Below are 15,514 nucleotides of genomic sequence, written 5' to 3' on the forward strand. Positions count from 1 at the left end.
GATCAGCCGCGCGGCGTGTAGCGAACGCCGTCTCCGCGGAACCGAGCGAGCCTCGCCTTCGCGGCGGCTGCTTCGGCAAGGTCCGCGGCCTGCGCCGTCGCGTCCGCCCGGGCCTGTGCCGCAAGTAGCGCCTGGGTCTGCATCTGCTGCTTGATGGCAAGCGCCTGCATTTCGTTGCCAGCCTGCAGAGCCGATAGGTTACCAATCGCGCTCTGGCTCTCGCGGAAGAGGTCTTCGAGCGTCGTCCGGTCGGCCCGCAGCGCGTCGATCGTTCGGACCTGTGCACGCAGGCTGTCCTCGACTGCCGCGTGGCTGAGTTCGAAGCGCGTGGTGGCGTCTGCCCTAAGCGAGGCCGCGGTCACGACGTCCGGATCGTAGGCCGCGGAGAAGACGGTGCTGTATGCGTCGTCGATGCGGACCGCGTCGTAGGCGATGCCCCTCGCTGAGCCGATCAGCGTCTCGAGCTCGTAGAGGTCGCGGCGAAGGTCCGACATGACCGAGGTCGGCAGGGTCCGCAGGTCGTTCGCCATGTTCTGCAGCATACGCGCCTCGTTCGCGAGTTGGCGCACCTGGTTCTGGATCTGCCGCAGTGTCCGCTCGGCGGTCAGGACGTTCTGCGCGAGGTTAGTCGGGTCGATGACGATGTCGCCGACGCCGAAGAGCGCGTTGGCGGACGGTAGGGACGCGACGCCAAGGGCGGGGACCGCGAACAGGGCGGCGAGGGTCTTCTTCATGCTGAGGCTCCTTCGGTGGTGGCGGGGAGGGGGATGCGGTCGGCAAGCAGTTCGGCCGCCCACGGCAGGCCGCACTCGGCGAGCCAGGCAGCGGCGAAACCGTTCGGCCCAGCACCACCGAGAACGCGGTCGATCGCGCGCTGGTCGCCCGGCGAGGCTGCTGCGCAGAGCGCGAGCGCGACCGGACCGAGCGCCAGGTCGAACAGCCGGTTCCCGCGCGGCGACTGGTAGTAGTAGTGCCGCTTGGGCGTCGCGCCGGCGATGATCTGGACCTGACGGTCGTTGAGGCCGAAGGCGCGGTAGGCGCCGAGCGATTGCGCCTCGGTCGCCCGCTCGTTCGGCAGGAAGATGCGCGTCGGACAGCTCTCTGCGATGACAGAAGCGATCGGGCTCGACTCGATGTCGGCGAGCGACTGCGTCGCGAACACGACGGAGACGTTCTTCTTACGGAGCGTCTTCAGCCAGCTCTTGATCTGGTTCGCGAAGAGCGGGTGGTCGAGGAATGTCCACGCCTCGTCGAGGATCAACAGCGTCGGCGAGCCGTCGAAGCGCGCCTCGAGCTTATGGAACAGGTAAGCGAGGGCGGGCGGCACGACAGCGGGCGCCTCCATCAGTGCTTCGGTCTCGAAGCACTGAACGCTGGCACCGGCCCCGCCGAAGCGGTCCTCATCCGCATCGAACAGCCAGCCATAGGCGCCGTCGATGGTGTAGGGACGCAGCGCGTCCCGAAGGATGCTCGATTGCAGCGTCAGCACGAGGCCAGTCATGGTTCGCTGCTCATGTGGCGCTCCCGCCAGGCTGCCGAGTGCGGTCCAGACGGCATCGCGGATGTCGGGCGTGACCGGCACGCCTTGCTCTTCGATCAGACCGTGCAGCCAGTCCGCTGCGAAGGTCCGGCCCTCGGGCGTGTCGATCGCCCGCAGGGGCTGGAAGCCCTGATCCTCGCCGAGCCGGTAGTGCGCGCCGCCCATGGCAAGCGTCGCCGCGCGGGCGCTGTTGCCGCGATCGAAGATGAAGACCTGCGCACCCTCGTAGCGCATGAACTGCAGCGCGATTAGCGAGAGTAGGACGGACTTCCCGGCCCCGGTCGGCCCGACGATCGCGGTGTGGCCGACATCGCCGACGTGAGTGGTCAGGCGGAAGGGCGTCTGACCTTCAGTGCTCGCGACTAGCAGCGGTGGGCCGTTCAGGTGATCGTTCCGCTCCAGCCCCGCCCAGACTGAGCCGAACGGCATCAAGTGTGAGGCGTTCAAAGAGCTGACGAGCGGGCGACGGACGTTTGCGTAGGCGTGGCCCGGTAGGCTGCCGAGCCAAGAGTCCACCGCGTTGAGATCCTCATCGATCGTCGCGAAGCCCAAGCCCCCGAGCGCGCGCTCGACCAGCTTCGCCTTCTCGGACAGCCGGGCGGCGTCCTCGTCTGCGATCACGACGCTCGTCGTCAGGTAGCCATAGCTGGCGTAGTCGGCGCCGAGTTCCTGCAGTGCCTCGTCCGCGTCGGCAGCTTTGTTGTCGGCGTCCGTGTCGACGAGAGCAGAGCCCTCCTGCGTCATCGCTTCCTTGACGAGCGCGAGGACGCCCTTGCGCTTCGCGAACCACTGACGCCGCAGCCGGCTCAGCTCCTTCGTCGCCTCTACCTTGTCGAGGGGCAGGAACCGGGTGGCCCAGCGATGCTCGAAGGGCAGCGAACCGAGTGCATCGAGAAGGCCAGGCTCCGTCTGCGGTGGGAAGCCGAGCACGGTGAGCGTTTTGAGGTGCCGGTCGCCGAGCTTCGGTGCGAGCCCGCCCGTCAGCGGCGTGTCGATCAGGAAGGCGTCGAGGTAAGCGGGAACGTTCGGCCGCCGGATGGTGTGATCCTTCGTGGTGACACAGCCGTGCAGGAAGGTCAGGGTCTCGTCGTCGTCGAGCGGCGCGAACTCCGGGCAGAGGTCGGCGAGCAGATCGAAGGTCCGGTCCGTCTGTGTGCGGAAGCTCGCGAGGTACTCCCAGTAGGAGGGGCCGGCGGCCTTTGCCTCGTCGGACCGCTCGACCAGCAAGCCGGAAAGCTTTCGGCTCGCTTCGGACGGCGGTAGGTAAGTCAACGTGAAGTAGGTCTCGGTCGCGAAGTGCTCGCCCGCCGCCTCGAACTGACCACGGCGCTCCTCGTCGACGAGCCACGCGGCAGGGCAGTCGAAGGTGCTGTCCGGGTAGCCGCGCGCCTCGCGCCGCCGCGCCTCGAAGTGTACGGCCCAGCCGCTGCCGAAGCGGCGCAGTACGTTGTTGATGCGAGCGGTCGCTTGTACGAGCCCTTCAGGCGTCGTGCTGCCGAGATCGGGTCCGCGGTAGCGGGCGGTGCGCTGGAAGCTGCCGTCCTTGTTCAGGATCACGCCCGGCGCGACGAGGCAGGCCCAGGGAAGGTAGTCGGCGAGGATCGCAGGCCGTGCTCGGTACTCGGCGATGTTTAGCATGACAGGTACGCCTTGTGCTTCAGGTGACGTGTTGCGACCGGGACGAAGTCCGGATCGCGCTTGGCGGCTCTGACGGCGGCGCCGTGGCCGAGCGCCCAGATGAGGAGGCCGGGCACGAAGAGCTGCAGGCCGATGCCGAGGGCGGCCGCGAGCGTGCCGATCGCGATGGCGAGGCCGCGGGGCGCACCGCCGAGCAGGATCGGATCGCTCAGCGACCGGTGCACCGGCACGCGGTAGCCGTCCGGCAGGGCGGCGCTGACCGCGCCGCCCCCTTCGTTCGTCCGTCCGCCGCTCAAAGGACGAGCGCTCCGCCGCCGAAGCTGAAGAAGGACAGGAAGAAGCTCGTCGCGGCGAAGGCGATCGACAGACCGAACACGATCTGGATGAGCTTGCGGAAGCCGCCCGACGTCTCGCCGAAGGCCAGCGTCAGACCGGTCATGGTGATGACGAGCACCGCCATGATCTTCGCGACCGGCCCTTCGATCGAGGCGAGGATAGAGGCGAGCGGCGCTTCCCACGGCATGCCGGAACCGGCAGCCTGCGCGCCGCTGACGAGCATGGCGACGCCGACGCCCAACAAAGCGCTGGCGATCGCGACGTTGCGGATTGCCAGCTTCATCTCGGGCGGCGTCGAAGCAGCATTCGTTGCCGGTTTGTTCTTTCCCGGAGCGAGGGAGGGGAGGGTGGTGTCCATGATCGGTCCTTCTTCGGTTGGGGCCAGTTGGTCGGCGCGGGGGGGGCGTAAGGCGGGGGCCTATCCATCCTCCGGCCGAAGGCTCGCGCAGGGCGCGAGGTCGTAGTCACCGTCCGGGTTCAGCTCCTGCACGGTGACGATCTCGTCGAGGCGGCGGTGCCGACCGCGCCCCTTCAGGAAGGCGAGGGCGTGTACGGTCTCCGCAATCATGCCGCGGGGCACGTTCACGGCCGCCTCACCGCAGAGTTGCTCCAAGCGGGTCAGTCCCGCCCGGGCGCTATTCGCGTGCAGCGTCGCGATCCCGCCGGGATGACCGGTGTTCCACGCCTTCAGTAGATCCAGCGCCTCCGGTCCCCGAACCTCGCCGACGATGATGCGGTCAGGCCGCAGGCGCAGCGTCGAGCGGAGAAGGGCGGTCAGGTCCGCGGTCCCCTGTTTCGTACGCAGGCGGACGACGTCGGCTGCGTCGCAGCGTAGCTCGCGCGTGTCTTCGATGACCACCACCCGTTCGCGTTGCCCTGCCACCTCGGCGAGCAGGGCGTTCGCGAGCGTCGTCTTGCCGGACCCCGTGCCACCGACCACGATGACGTTGCGTCGGTGGCGGACGAGGTGACGTAGGACGTCCGCCTGCCCCTCGGACATCACGCCTGATCGGACGTAGTCCGCCAGCGTGTAGACGACCGAGGCCGGGCGGCGGATCGCGAAGCACGGCGCCGTCACGACGGGTGGCAGCAGGCCTTCGAAGCGTTCGCCGGTGCCCGGCAGCTCGGCGCTGACGATCGGCGAGCCGTCATGCGCCTCGGCGCGGACGTGCGATGCGACGAAGCGGACGATCCGTTCGGCGTCCGCCACGGGCAGGACACGCCCGAGGCACTGACGGCCGTCGCCATGCCGGTCGACCCAGAGGCGTCCGTCGGGGTTCTGCATGACGTCCGTGACGCGTTCGTCCTGTAGCGCGACCGCTACGTGCGGACCGAGGGCCGTCAGAAACATGGCGTGCTGGCGCTCAGCGCTGTTCATCGGCTCGGCTCCTTCTCGGTACCGAAGAAGTCCGCCGCGGTCGGGGTGAGATCCTCTGCCACCTCCGTGGTGAGGCCCCCGCCGCCGCGCACCCGCTCGCTGACGCGTTCGATGAACTGCTCGAAGCGCTTCGCGCCGGTCTGCTTCGCGAGCCGCTGTGCCTCCTCGGACAGGGCGGGCGTGACGGACAGGTAGTAGCGTACGAAGAGCGCGATCATCTCCGCCGTGATGCGTTGGTCGCGACCGATCCGGTCGAGGCGCTTGGCGTGTTGGTTGAGGCGCTCCAGTACAGCCTCGTCCTGCCGCTCCGGCGCGCAGTAGTGCGCGATCGCGGCGTCCACGACCGAGCCCTTGCTGACACCGGACCGGCGAGGGTGCCGATCAAGCATCTGCAGTGTCTCCGGTAGGACGCGGACGTTCATCTTCGGCTTGGCCTGCTTCATCGGAACAGCCCTCCGCCGATGCCGGGACCGTCCTCGCCTCGAACGTCGCCGAGCGTGTGCTCGCGCAGGACGCGGTCAGTGGGGTTCACGAGGGTCGCGTCCGTCTCGTCGTCGGGACCGAGGAGATCGTCCGCCAGGTCGCGGTCGATCTCTCTGCCGGCGCCCCGCTCATCGTCGGGACGGCGCTCTTGGCTCTTCTCACCCGACCCGGCTCCGTCATCGCCGCCATGGATCTCGGTCACCGCCCGAAGCGTCGGCGCGACGCTGGCGGTCAGACCTTGCCAGTCATGGGTCGGCTGCGGCCGGTCGGGCGCGGGGAGGGCAGGCGCGCCCTGACCGGCCTGCAGCCCTTCGCCGGTCGGTGGGGGCAGCACCTTCCGGAGGAAACTCGGGTCTTGGTAGTAGCGCAGCTTGCGCGCGCGGATCGGCGGCGTGCCCGCGACCATGACGATCTGCTCGGCGGGCGGCAGCTGCATGACCTCACCGGGCGTCAGCAGCGGGCGAGCGGTCTCCTGCCGGCTGACCATGACGTGGCTGAGCCACGGGGCGAGCCGGTGACCAGCGTAGTTGCGCTGCGCTCTGTGCTCGGTCGCGGTGCCGAGCGCGTCGGAGATGCGCTTCGCCGTCCGCTCGTCGTTGGTCGCGAAGGCGACGCGGACATGGCAGTTGTCCAGGATGGCGTTGTTCTCGCCGTAGGCCTTGCTGACCTGGTTGAGCGACTGCGCGATCAGGAAGGCGCGGACTTTGTAGCCAGCGAGGAAGGCGAGCGCGGTCTCGAAGAAGTCGAGCCGACCAAGCGCCGGGAACTCGTCCAGCATGAGGAGCAGCTCGTGCCGTTTCGACTGGTCACTCGGCAGCTCCTCGGTCAGCCTGCGACCGATCTGGTTCAGGATCAGGCGGACGAGCGGCTTGGTCCGGCTAAGGTCGGATGGCGGTACCACGAGGTAGAGGGACATGGAACGCTTGCCGTGCACGAGGTCGGCGATGCGGAAGTCGGACGAGGCTGTGTTCGCGGCGACGACCGGGTCGCGATAGAGCGAGAGGAAGCTGGTCGCGGTCGAGAGGACGCCTGACGCCTCGTTCGGCGACTTGTTCAGCAGTTCGCGCGCGGCCTGCGCGACGACCGGGTGAACGCTCGGTGCCTCGTCCGTGCCGATGTGGTTCGTCGCGAGCATCGCGCGCAGGGTTTCGGCGAAGGTCCTGGTTGGGTCCGACAACACCTCGGCGACGCGAGCGAGCGTCTTCTCCTCTTCCGTATACAGCACGTGCAGGATCGTACCGACGAGAAGAGCGTGGGCCGTCCTGTCCCAATGGCTACGCCGCTCGAGCGAACCTTCGGGGTCGACGAGGATGTCCGCGATGTTCTGGACGTCGCGAACCTCGTGCTCGCCGCGGCGGACTTCGAGCAGTGGGTTGAACCGAGCGGAGCGAGCGTCGGTCGGATCAAAGCGGACGACCGCGCCGCGTTCGGCACGGGCGCCGGCCGTGAGCTGCCAGTTCTCGCCCTTGATGTCGTGAATGACCGCGGAGCCGGTCCAGTCGAGGAGCGTCGGTACGACAAGCCCGACGCCCTTGCCGGACCGGGTGGGTGCGAAGGCCATGACGTGTTCGGGCCCGGCGTGGCGAAGGTAGTCGCCGGCATGCTTACCGAGGACGACACCGTCACGGGCGCGCAGTCCCGCCTTTCGAACTTCGCGGGTGGTCGCCCACCGCGCCGAGCCGTGCGTCGTCGCAGCTTTCCCCTGCCGTCCGCGGAAGACGGATGCCGCGACCGCGACGCCGATCCCGGCGAAGCCGCCCGATGCGGCCACGGTACCGGCGCGATCGAAGACGTGCGGGGCGTAGGCGTCGTAGGCGTACCACCACTGGAACAAACGCCACGGCTTGTAGACCGGCACGCCCGCTGCCTCGAACCACGGGGACCCGAGCGCCGCCTGATGGCCAAGCGCGTCGGCCGCGACCTGCGTGCCGCCCCAGACACCGGTGAGCGCCGTGCCGAGCACGAGCGAGGCGGAGGCGACGTTGATGCGGGCGTTGGTCACAAGCGGGGCTCTCCGAAGCATCGAATGGAGAGCAAAAGATCAGAAAGTGCGTGGATAAATCAAATGCACAGTTTTACCTGATTTGTCTTCATGAGAACTGGAGAGAAGTGTAGCGAACATTTGTGCGTGAAGTAGGCGAAAGCAGGTATTGAAAAAAGTTCGGCCTCGGGCAGTCGTCCTCCATCGCGGTTGCGATCTGACAGCATATATGCAATCATTCGAGCCTGATGCGGGTTGTGCTCGATACCAATGTCTTCGTCTCCGCCATCCTCAGCGCAGACGGCGCCCCCCGACAGGTGCTCCGGCAGGCGCTGGTCGGCGAGGTCGTTCCGGTCTTCGGCAACGCCCTTTTCGCTGAGTACGAGGACGTGTTGGGCCGGGAGGCGGTGTTCAGAGCGTCACCCATCGCACCGCGTGAACGGGAGCGGCTTCTAGATGCGCTCCTGTCCGTCGCGGTCTGGGTGCGGGTCTACTACCTCTGGCGTCCGAACCTACCGGACGAGGCCGACAATCATCTGATCGAACTCGCCGTGGCCGGAAGTGCGAGCACGATCATCGCAGGCAACACGAGAGACGTCGCGGGGGGTACATTGCGCTTCAAGGGACTGTCCGTCCTGACGCCCGCCCGCTTCTTGAAGGAGAAACGACCATGAGCACGTTGACGATCAGGCTTCCCGACGACCAGCACGAGCGTCTGCGGGCGTTGGCCCGCCATCGTGGTGTCAGCATGAACAAGCTGTTCGAGGAGTTCGGCACGCGCGCCGTGGCGGAGTTCGACGTCGAGATGCGCTTCCGTACGCGCGCGGCGCGCGGCAACGTCGATGAAGGGCTCGCGATCCTGGACGCGCTCGATGAGGCGCATGGAAGCGGCAAGCCCGTATAGCGCCTCGCTCATCACCTAGGTTCTGAATGGTGCGGCGGTAGGCGAAAGACGGGCCTGACGCGTGCTTAGCGGCGTGGCACGCCAAAGCGCGGAACCTGATCGAGACTTTCCCCTTCGAGCTGGATAGTAAGCCTGCATGAAAAGCAGGATGGAGACGGGATGAGAACGATGATGCTTGCGATGGTTGCGTTCGTCTTCGCTGCCTGCAGCGTCGATGGGCGGCAACCCGGCCCGGTGGAGGCGGTAGTCGGTGAAGGCGCCTGCCTGACTTGGTTCACCGAGCGCGGCGCCGAGGCTGCCGGCCGGCCCGGCGCGCTTCGCCGCCTGAGCAGCGATCATGCCTGCTTCGACGGGACGTTCGCGAGCGGCGAGGAGGGCGCTGAAGGGACCGCAGCGCTCGCAGCCTGGGCTACGGAAGTCCGTACCGATGACCGCAAGCTGCTCGTCCTGCGATCCCATGGCGGGGACGCGAACCGAGCGCTCGCGATCGCCGAGGCGTTGCAGGCGCAAGATGCGACTGTCCTGGCAAGCGAGATCTGCGCCTCTTCGTGCGCGAACTACCTCTATGCGGGCCTACCGGACCGGCACGTCACGGACGGCACCTTGATCCTGTTCCACGGCGGCTTCTCGGACCAAACGCGGACCCGCGTCGCAGCAGAGCTGGACGCGCTCTATGCGCAGCATGGCGAGCTGTTCGACGACGTCGAGGCAGACCGGGCGCGGGTCCTCGGTGATTACGACGATGCCCGGACCCGCCAGGATGCCCTGTTGACCCGAGCCGAAGCGAGCCTGGCCGTCATTCACGGCGTCGACGCGATGGACAAGGAAGCTTTGCCCGCGAGCCGCTGCGGTGGGGATAGCACGCTGCCGCGAGACTTTCTCTATTTCGGCGCACGGCAAGCCGAAGCCCTCGGCATTGCGCCGCTGACGGGGACGCCGCTGACCGATCCTGAAGCGGTCAATGCTGCGATCGCCGCACGGACGGATATGGCCGACCGGTTCGTAGCCTGCCACGCGCCAGGCGCGATCGGCTAAAGGGACCTGAAGGCCCGAAACCTGCCGTTCGGTTTCAAAGGCCTTAGGTTCGACTGCGACGAGGAGCGTACCCTCGTTTGCCGATAGTTGGCGGCTAGCTGACAAAGACTGTACCGCGCTACCGTCCGAGCCCGCGCTGCCGGTTCAGCGTCCACGACATCATTCGGCCCCGCATCACGCCGCTGACCTCCTTGCCGCGGTTCCGTTCCAGCACGTCCCGCCAAGGAACGAGCGCAAAGGCCCGTTCGGTCTCGATCATCGCGAAACGTCCGGAGGCGAGATCCAGCGGGCGGCGATAGATGCCTTCGATGGTCTCGCCGGGTCGAACGTCGCGAAAGGCCTTGCCGCTCTCTGCCGACAGGCGCTCAGCGACCGCGCGTAGCTCGTCCCTTTCGAGGCGCCGCAGCATCTCCGTCGCTGGAGTGAACCGTCCCGCCGCGTCGCGCGTCGCGTAACCTTCGGTAACGAGCCAGTCCCGTCGGTGAGCAAGGGCGGTCGTGACCTCTGCACCAAAACCGGCATCGCGACCCGGCGCGGGTAGGGTGCGCACGACGATCCGGTCGAGCCAGGTCGCACCGCGTGTCCGCGTCTGCTCGGCGACCGACAGCGTCGCCTCGACCTGCACCCGAACGGGTTCTCGATTGGCCTTCGCTCGCAGTCCTTCCTCGACGCGGCCGATGTAGTCGGGCGGGACGGTCCACGAGCCATCGCGTTCGCGCGTTGTGTTGCCGAGCCGCCGCTCTGCCTCCAACCGGCGGACGTGGGTTCGAAGGAAGGCTTCAGAGGCACGCCGATCCTCCTGCGCGTGCAGGATCGGCGAGTAGCGCCCGCCGTTCTTCGCTGCGACGGCGGCGATGGTTCGGTCGGCCTCGTTGGCGACTGTCCGGGCGGGCGTGACGCTGACGACGTCGCCGCGGCGGAACGGTCGGTTGTTCGTCGTCGTGCCGAGCTCGACGTGCAACGCTCGGCCCTCGGTCGTCTCGATGATGGCATAGCGTGCGCCCTGCAACTCGTCGGACAGGCCGAGCGCGGCGACGCGGCCTGTCACCGGCTGACCGCACTCCGGCTCGTACAGTGCGTAGTCGTGCGGGGAGGGAGCGTCCGCTCGCCCTGAGAAGGCACGCTCGATGCGGGCGAGGCGCTCCTCGCGCGTTGCCAAGGCGCGCAGCTCGTTCGTGTGGGTCGGTACAACTCGCCAGGCCGACCTGTCCATTCGCTCGGCGAGCTGCAACGCTTCGAGTCGTTTCAGGCGTGCGATCAGGTGGGCCGGAGCGAGGACCGAGCCTCGCTGCAGCGGAACGAGGGTCGGAATGATGCGTCCGGAAGCGTCCGCCTGGCGCTCGATGAGCCGGTCGATCGGGCCGGGTCGGATGCGGTCGATGTCGGCGGCGATCTTTCGCAGCTGCGCGTCCGGGGAGGGTGGGCCGAGCGTCCGGTCGAGCCGCGCTTCCGCCGCCTCGCGGATGCCCTTCGCGATGTAGTCGCGCGGCATGCGAAGGTCCGTCTCCCGATCCGTCCGTCCGCGCATGACGAGATGGGTGTGCGGGTGCTCGGTGTCGTGGTGGTCCATCGCGACCCAGTCGAGCTTCGTTCCGAGGTCGCGTTCCATGTCGGTGATAAGGCCGCGCACGAACGGCTTCAGGTCCGACAGCTCCGCACCGTCTTCCGGCGACACGATGAAGCGGAACTGGTGGCGGTCGCCCTCGCACCGCTTCTGAAAGGCATCCCCATCCGCATCGTCGCTGCGCGCGTCGTAGAAGCGTCCGTCCTCACCGTCTCGGCCGGCTCCGTCGCGCTGCAGGTAGCGAAGGTGCGCAACGGCTCGATCCGCGCCGCTGCCCGTGAGGCGATGCACGCGCGCCTTCACGACGACCCGTCGGCCGCCGGCATAGGGCGAGCGGACCGAGCGTGACGCAGTCCCTCGGCTCCCGCCTGACCGGCCTCCTCGCGCCGCGGACTTCGCGGCGGCCTGCCCGATGCGGTCGAGAGTCGGCGCGACCCGCCCGCTGCGATCCTTCCCGATCCGCCCCGGGCGGGGGCGGAAGTCGTCGAAGTCGAACTCGCCGCTCATACCGCACGTCTTTGCACGGAGAGACTCGATCGCCGTTTGGCGCCATCCGCAACGCCAGGTACGACCTGGCGTTGGCCGAGGTCAGCGTGTCCAAGCCCCTCCCATCTTGGACACGAAAAAAAGACGTGCAGACAGGCGCCTAACCCCGTTTGGCGCCGGGTCTTTATCTTGCCGTTGGCCTTCTCCGCTTCGCTCCGCAGTCCAAGCTGCACGTCTCTACGCACCGACCCAACCCTCACGAGCCGAACAGAGGCCGAGCCTCGCCCCTTATCGAGGTGATCGGAACGGGTCCGAAGTAGCGGCCGTCGAGCGATCGATCGGTGTCGGAAAGCAGAAGCAGAACCTCTCCGGCGGCGAGCGTTCGGCACCCTTCCCAGCGAGGCATGACCCAGCCGGATCGGTCCATCGAAAGGGACCGAACGGTTGTCGTTTCGCCCGTGCCAAGCTGCACTTCGAGCGCGTCATCCGACGTGCAAACCGTGTCGCCATCGAGCGCTGCGACGCGCTTGATGAGAGGCACGTCGGACGGAAGGTAGCCTCGCCGTTCGATCAGGCGTGCGAAAGCAGGAGGCGGTTCGGCGAGTACGAGATCATCGTGTTCGTAGCGCGGCTTCTGACTTACGACGTACCAGCCGATAGGCACGCTTCGGCTGCCATTGTAGACGAGCCTGGGCTCCGTCTCGATCGATGCAGCGACGGCTATCGTGATGACTCCGAAGACGGCAGCGACTGCGGTGAAGCGCCTGCTGATCATCGTTTCGTCTCCACGAGACGAGCCGTGGCTGACCCGTTAGATCGCTGGAAGGGTGGAGCGGGCTTGCGCCCGTCAAACGCGACCTGAACGGCTCGCCAGTAGGCGTCCGGCACGGTTGTCAGAGCCGCGCCGTCCTCGACGATCTCGTCCATGACCGCGAGCGCTTTGTGGACGTAATGCGCCGTTCCCGCTCGAAGCAGAATGCGCACGCCGGGCTCGACGCCGTCCAGTCTGTCGAGCGTCTCGCCAGGCCGTCCGGCGCGACAGACGACCAACGACCAATGCTTCGTGCCGTAGCTACCCGCCTCCCACACGACGTAACAGAAGGTTTGGCTCGGCTCGAAGAAGGCGTGACTGACGCCTCGCCCGACCGACTGCCGCCGCACCGGTTCGCCGAAGAAGAGGCGTCGTGAAGCGCGCTGGTGCTCGTAGGAGAGCAGCACGCGGGTGAGGTGCAGGGACGTGTGTTCGCCGGGTCGAGCGTCAGTCATGGTCGCACGCCACGCGGGTGCCTTCAGACCACGCCAGCAGGTCCGCTAGGGCATACCGGACGGACCCGCCATGCTTGCGGTAGGCCGGCCCACGGCGCTGGTAGCGCATGTTGCTGAGCGTTCGCTCGCTCATTTTGAGAAACTCCGCCGCCTGGCGCGACGTCATGAACTCGTCGGCTTCAGTGACGGCTTCCTCGGGGTTAGAAAGGTAGTCTGACACGGTGCTTCTCCTCGGTCCGCCGCGGGAATGCGGCGTGGTCGAGGGTGCCGAAGCGGGTGGTTCCGGGGAGGGGACGAAGATGGGACGGGCGGTTTCGTCCCCCCTTTTTGGGAAGCGGAATTACGCCGTTTCGCTAAGGACGTTTTTCGCCGATCTTTCGCGTTCGAGTTCGCTGAACGAACGGCCGAAGGCGGGCAGGTAACGGAACTATACGAGGCGCTTCCAGCCTGAAGAGATATGCACCGCTACCTGGCCTAAGCGTCAATGCGATAAGGCGGGCAAGACATCTCATTCTGTCTGGGTTTCTTGTCGCTGACGGAGAAACGCCGGATACTTGGCTCAGGGAGCGATAGCGCTCGGGGGCGTCATGTCTGCGCACAATGTCCAACCACCCTTCGTCGGGAAGGGCCGCCAGCTGCTCGTTGATGGCATAACCGACCTGTTTGACCGTCAACGCCGGAAGGGAACCTCGACTTGGCTCTCGCTTGAGGCTCCCTCGGGTTGGGGTAAAACCCGGGTCGCCCAAGCTTTTTACGAACGCCTGGCCGGTCGACAGAGCACTAGCTACTGGCCGGCCACCATTCTCGAAGCAATTGAAGAATTGCCTGATCACGCAGTAGCTGATCACGAAGCGGTCGGTTGGAGACGCAAGCGGGTTTATCCAGAAACTGCGCCGCGCGATCGAGAAAGAGGCTCGCTACCCGAGTTCTTCTGGTGGGGGCTTGCTTGCGGCGAGCGGAACGGGACAGCGGTCAATGCGCTACTCAACGACCAGCAGCAGTTGCTGAATCACGGAATATTTCTAGAGGCAGCTCGGGCGTCCTTGCCGTCAAACCGTGGGCAGGATCCCCTTACGCGATCGCAGGCCGTAGCAATCGCCAACGAGTTGTTCGACGAGGTGGCGTCTACCGGACTCGGCAAGGCTGCCGAGGCGCTATTCAGCAACGCCTTGCCGGGCATGGGCCTAGCTGTAGCTTTCGGCCGGTTCGCCGCAGTTCGAACCGGCGCAGTCGCGAAGCGTCGCAAGGCCATCGAGGAAGCTGGCGCTCCTGCTCTTGATGACACACTCGACCTTGTCGATGAAACGACGATCCTGATCGCCAAGCTGGCCGAGCCCGATCTGCCATTTGTGGTCTTCGTCGAGGACCTTCACAGGGCCGATCCACTCATCTTCGACCTGCTCGAGAACCTACTGCGCCGTCGAGCGCCCGTTTTCCTCCTGACGACGACCTGGCCGGGCGAGATTGATGCCTCGGAGAGGTTGCAGCATCTATGCAACGATCCCTCTCTTGAGCGGGACATCGTTCGCCTAGCTCATGACCGCCCGGTGCCGGTTGGGTTCCCCGATGGCGCCTCGATGGGTGAACTCGCCCTTGATGCGCGCGAAGCAATCGTTCGACACTACTATCCAAAAACTGACGGCGCTATCGTCGAACGCCTAGCGCGCCGCTACAACAACCCGCTACCGATAGAACTCGTTTGCCATCTAAGAGCCTACAGGCGGCATGCGCATACCGGACAGCTCCGCATCACACAGAAGGCCATAGACGGCCTACCAAATGCGGTAAGAGACCTCTACCGTCAGCTCTGGGATGAGCTTCCCTACACAACGCAATGCGTCCTCGCTCTCTCTACCCTCGCCATGCCGCGGGAGGCGGCCACTTGGCATGCCCAGATGGTCAAGAACGCCGGAATGGCAGTCGCTTCCCTCATCGATGAAGCAATTGATCCCGTAAAAGCGTTCGACGATCGGTTTGTCCCCCATGGCTGGGTCAGGCTGGCCAACGAGTGGCTGAGGCACTTCAACGAACCTGATCAGCTTGCGATCGCTAAGGAGGAGACGCTTGAGGAAGCGGGTCTTCTGGATGAGGATATCATCAAACCGTTTCTTAGGTCACTCGCAGATCAGGTCTCATCACTCGACTGGGACGACGAAGACGGAACCGTCGGGCAGAACCGTGCCTGGCTCACTATAGCGCTCAATGAGAAGGGTTTGGTCGCGGACGATCTGGCCGCTCACGCAGTGCTTTTCATTCTTCAACAGCTAGAGAATCAACCTCTAGAATTATAGACGTGCATCGAACTCGCAGAGAAGGGGAAAAGGTTAACCCATAGCTCCGAGCGAACTGTCGCGTTCGACATCGGAACGTACAGAGCGTTGTTTCTCAAACGCGCCGGCAGGCTCGAACAGTCTATCGAAGCATTAAAACAGCTAATGGCCGAACAACAGTGCGAGCTGGGAGAAGATCACCCCGACGTTTTCGCAACGCGTAATAATCTCGCTCTCGTATTGGGAAATTCGGGGAAAGTTCAAGAGGCAATTTCGGCCCTTGAACATCTTTTGTCGGACAAGCGCCGTACGCTCGGCAATGATCATCCGGGGGTTCTCGTCACGCTTGAAAACATCGCCGTTTTTCTTGGTGAAACCGGAAGGTTGGAGGAGGCAATAGATCTCTATGAGGGGCTGCTGCGTGATCAGCAGCGTATTCTCAACAATGACGACCGCTCAATTTTAGTAACACGCTGCAATCAGGCGCAGATATTCTCGCGGGCCGGGAGATTCGCAGAAGCAATAGATGCCTTTGAGAGAGTATTGTCGGAGCAACGGCGTGTCCTAGGTGAAGACCATCCCGATATTCTTCTAACGCGCAATAACTTGGCTATCGCACGCAGCGAGATTGGT

General features: G+C 65.7%; 16 protein-coding genes. 5 read left to right on the top strand and 11 right to left on the bottom strand.

Annotated features, from left to right (window positions below; translation table 11 throughout):
• Positions 1 to 2: 2 nt before the first annotated feature.
• The 7 genes from trbJ to traG form a co-directional block, all read right to left on the bottom strand.
• Complete coding sequence (gene trbJ / locus IE88_RS0114085) at positions 3 to 734, bottom strand: P-type conjugative transfer protein TrbJ (RefSeq protein WP_031555651.1); 732 nt, start codon at positions 732 to 734, stop codon at positions 3 to 5.
• Positions 731 to 3,178: a conjugal transfer protein TrbE gene (trbE, locus tag IE88_RS0114090; RefSeq protein ID WP_031555654.1), complete on the bottom strand. Its 2,448-nt coding sequence runs from the start codon at positions 3,176 to 3,178 to the stop codon at positions 731 to 733. Before trbE ends, trbJ begins: the two co-directional genes overlap by 4 nt.
• Positions 3,172 to 3,474, bottom strand: coding sequence for a conjugal transfer protein TrbD (locus IE88_RS0114095; RefSeq protein ID WP_420330140.1), 303 nt, complete (start codon positions 3,472 to 3,474; stop codon positions 3,172 to 3,174). The genes trbE and IE88_RS0114095 overlap by 7 nt, the downstream gene beginning before the upstream one ends.
• Positions 3,471 to 3,797: a TrbC/VirB2 family type IV secretion system protein gene (locus IE88_RS0114100; protein ID WP_031555661.1), complete on the bottom strand. Its 327-nt coding sequence runs from the start codon at positions 3,795 to 3,797 to the stop codon at positions 3,471 to 3,473. Before IE88_RS0114100 ends, IE88_RS0114095 begins: the two co-directional genes overlap by 4 nt.
• A gap of 135 nt (positions 3,798 to 3,932) precedes the next feature.
• Positions 3,933 to 4,892, bottom strand: a complete 960-nt coding sequence (trbB, locus tag IE88_RS0114105) for a P-type conjugative transfer ATPase TrbB (RefSeq protein ID WP_202900515.1) — start codon at positions 4,890 to 4,892, stop codon at positions 3,933 to 3,935.
• Positions 4,889 to 5,335: a hypothetical protein gene (locus IE88_RS0114110; protein WP_051882299.1), complete on the bottom strand. Its 447-nt coding sequence runs from the start codon at positions 5,333 to 5,335 to the stop codon at positions 4,889 to 4,891. Before IE88_RS0114110 ends, trbB begins: the two co-directional genes overlap by 4 nt.
• Positions 5,332 to 7,377, bottom strand: a complete 2,046-nt coding sequence (gene traG, locus IE88_RS0114115) for an IncP-type conjugal transfer protein TraG (RefSeq protein ID WP_081871695.1) — start codon at positions 7,375 to 7,377, stop codon at positions 5,332 to 5,334. Before traG ends, IE88_RS0114110 begins: the two co-directional genes overlap by 4 nt.
• Before the next feature lie 227 nt (positions 7,378 to 7,604).
• Between traG and IE88_RS0114120 the strand changes: the two genes are divergently transcribed.
• The 3 genes from IE88_RS0114120 (at position 7,605) to IE88_RS0114130 (ending at position 9,295) form a co-directional block, all read left to right on the top strand.
• Positions 7,605 to 8,030 carry a putative toxin-antitoxin system toxin component, PIN family gene (locus IE88_RS0114120; RefSeq protein WP_031555669.1) on the top strand — a complete coding sequence of 142 codons (426 nt, stop codon included), beginning with the start codon at positions 7,605 to 7,607 and terminating at the stop codon, positions 8,028 to 8,030.
• The gene (locus IE88_RS0114125) at positions 8,027 to 8,260 is read left to right on the top strand and encodes a ribbon-helix-helix protein, CopG family (RefSeq protein ID WP_031555671.1); all 234 of its coding nucleotides are present in this window, start codon (positions 8,027 to 8,029) and stop codon (positions 8,258 to 8,260) included. The genes IE88_RS0114120 and IE88_RS0114125 overlap by 4 nt, the downstream gene beginning before the upstream one ends.
• Before the next feature lie 159 nt (positions 8,261 to 8,419).
• On the top strand, positions 8,420 to 9,295 hold the full coding sequence (locus tag IE88_RS0114130) for a hypothetical protein (RefSeq protein WP_031555672.1): 876 nt from the start codon (positions 8,420 to 8,422) through the stop codon (positions 9,293 to 9,295).
• Positions 9,296 to 9,413: 118 nt separating this feature from the next.
• On the opposite strand, the gene IE88_RS0114135 is transcribed toward IE88_RS0114130, so the two are convergent.
• From IE88_RS0114135 to IE88_RS0114150, 4 genes are all read right to left on the bottom strand, one after another.
• Positions 9,414 to 11,366 carry a DUF3363 domain-containing protein gene (locus tag IE88_RS0114135; protein WP_031555674.1) on the bottom strand — a complete coding sequence of 651 codons (1,953 nt, stop codon included), beginning with the start codon at positions 11,364 to 11,366 and terminating at the stop codon, positions 9,414 to 9,416.
• Between the two features lie 235 nt (positions 11,367 to 11,601).
• Positions 11,602 to 12,120, bottom strand: coding sequence for a S26 family signal peptidase (locus IE88_RS0114140; protein ID WP_031555677.1), 519 nt, complete (start codon positions 12,118 to 12,120; stop codon positions 11,602 to 11,604).
• Positions 12,117 to 12,611 carry a DUF2840 domain-containing protein gene (locus IE88_RS17575; protein WP_051882301.1) on the bottom strand — a complete coding sequence of 165 codons (495 nt, stop codon included), beginning with the start codon at positions 12,609 to 12,611 and terminating at the stop codon, positions 12,117 to 12,119. Before IE88_RS17575 ends, IE88_RS0114140 begins: the two co-directional genes overlap by 4 nt.
• Positions 12,604 to 12,831, bottom strand: coding sequence for a helix-turn-helix domain-containing protein (locus tag IE88_RS0114150; RefSeq protein ID WP_031555683.1), 228 nt, complete (start codon positions 12,829 to 12,831; stop codon positions 12,604 to 12,606). The genes IE88_RS17575 and IE88_RS0114150 overlap by 8 nt, the downstream gene beginning before the upstream one ends.
• A gap of 367 nt (positions 12,832 to 13,198) precedes the next feature.
• Between IE88_RS0114150 and IE88_RS0114155 the strand changes: the two genes are divergently transcribed.
• Both IE88_RS0114155 and IE88_RS17915 read left to right on the top strand, forming a co-directional pair.
• Positions 13,199 to 14,902, top strand: a complete 1,704-nt coding sequence (locus tag IE88_RS0114155) for an ATP-binding protein (protein WP_156032623.1) — start codon at positions 13,199 to 13,201, stop codon at positions 14,900 to 14,902.
• Positions 14,903 to 14,989: 87 nt separating this feature from the next.
• On the top strand, positions 14,990 to 15,514 hold a 525-nt coding region (locus tag IE88_RS17915), incomplete at its 3' end, for a tetratricopeptide repeat protein (protein WP_156032624.1).

Origin of the sequence: Parvularcula oceani (assembly GCF_000733125.1) — a bacterium.
GTDB lineage: Bacteria > Pseudomonadota > Alphaproteobacteria > Caulobacterales > Parvularculaceae > Parvularcula > Parvularcula oceani.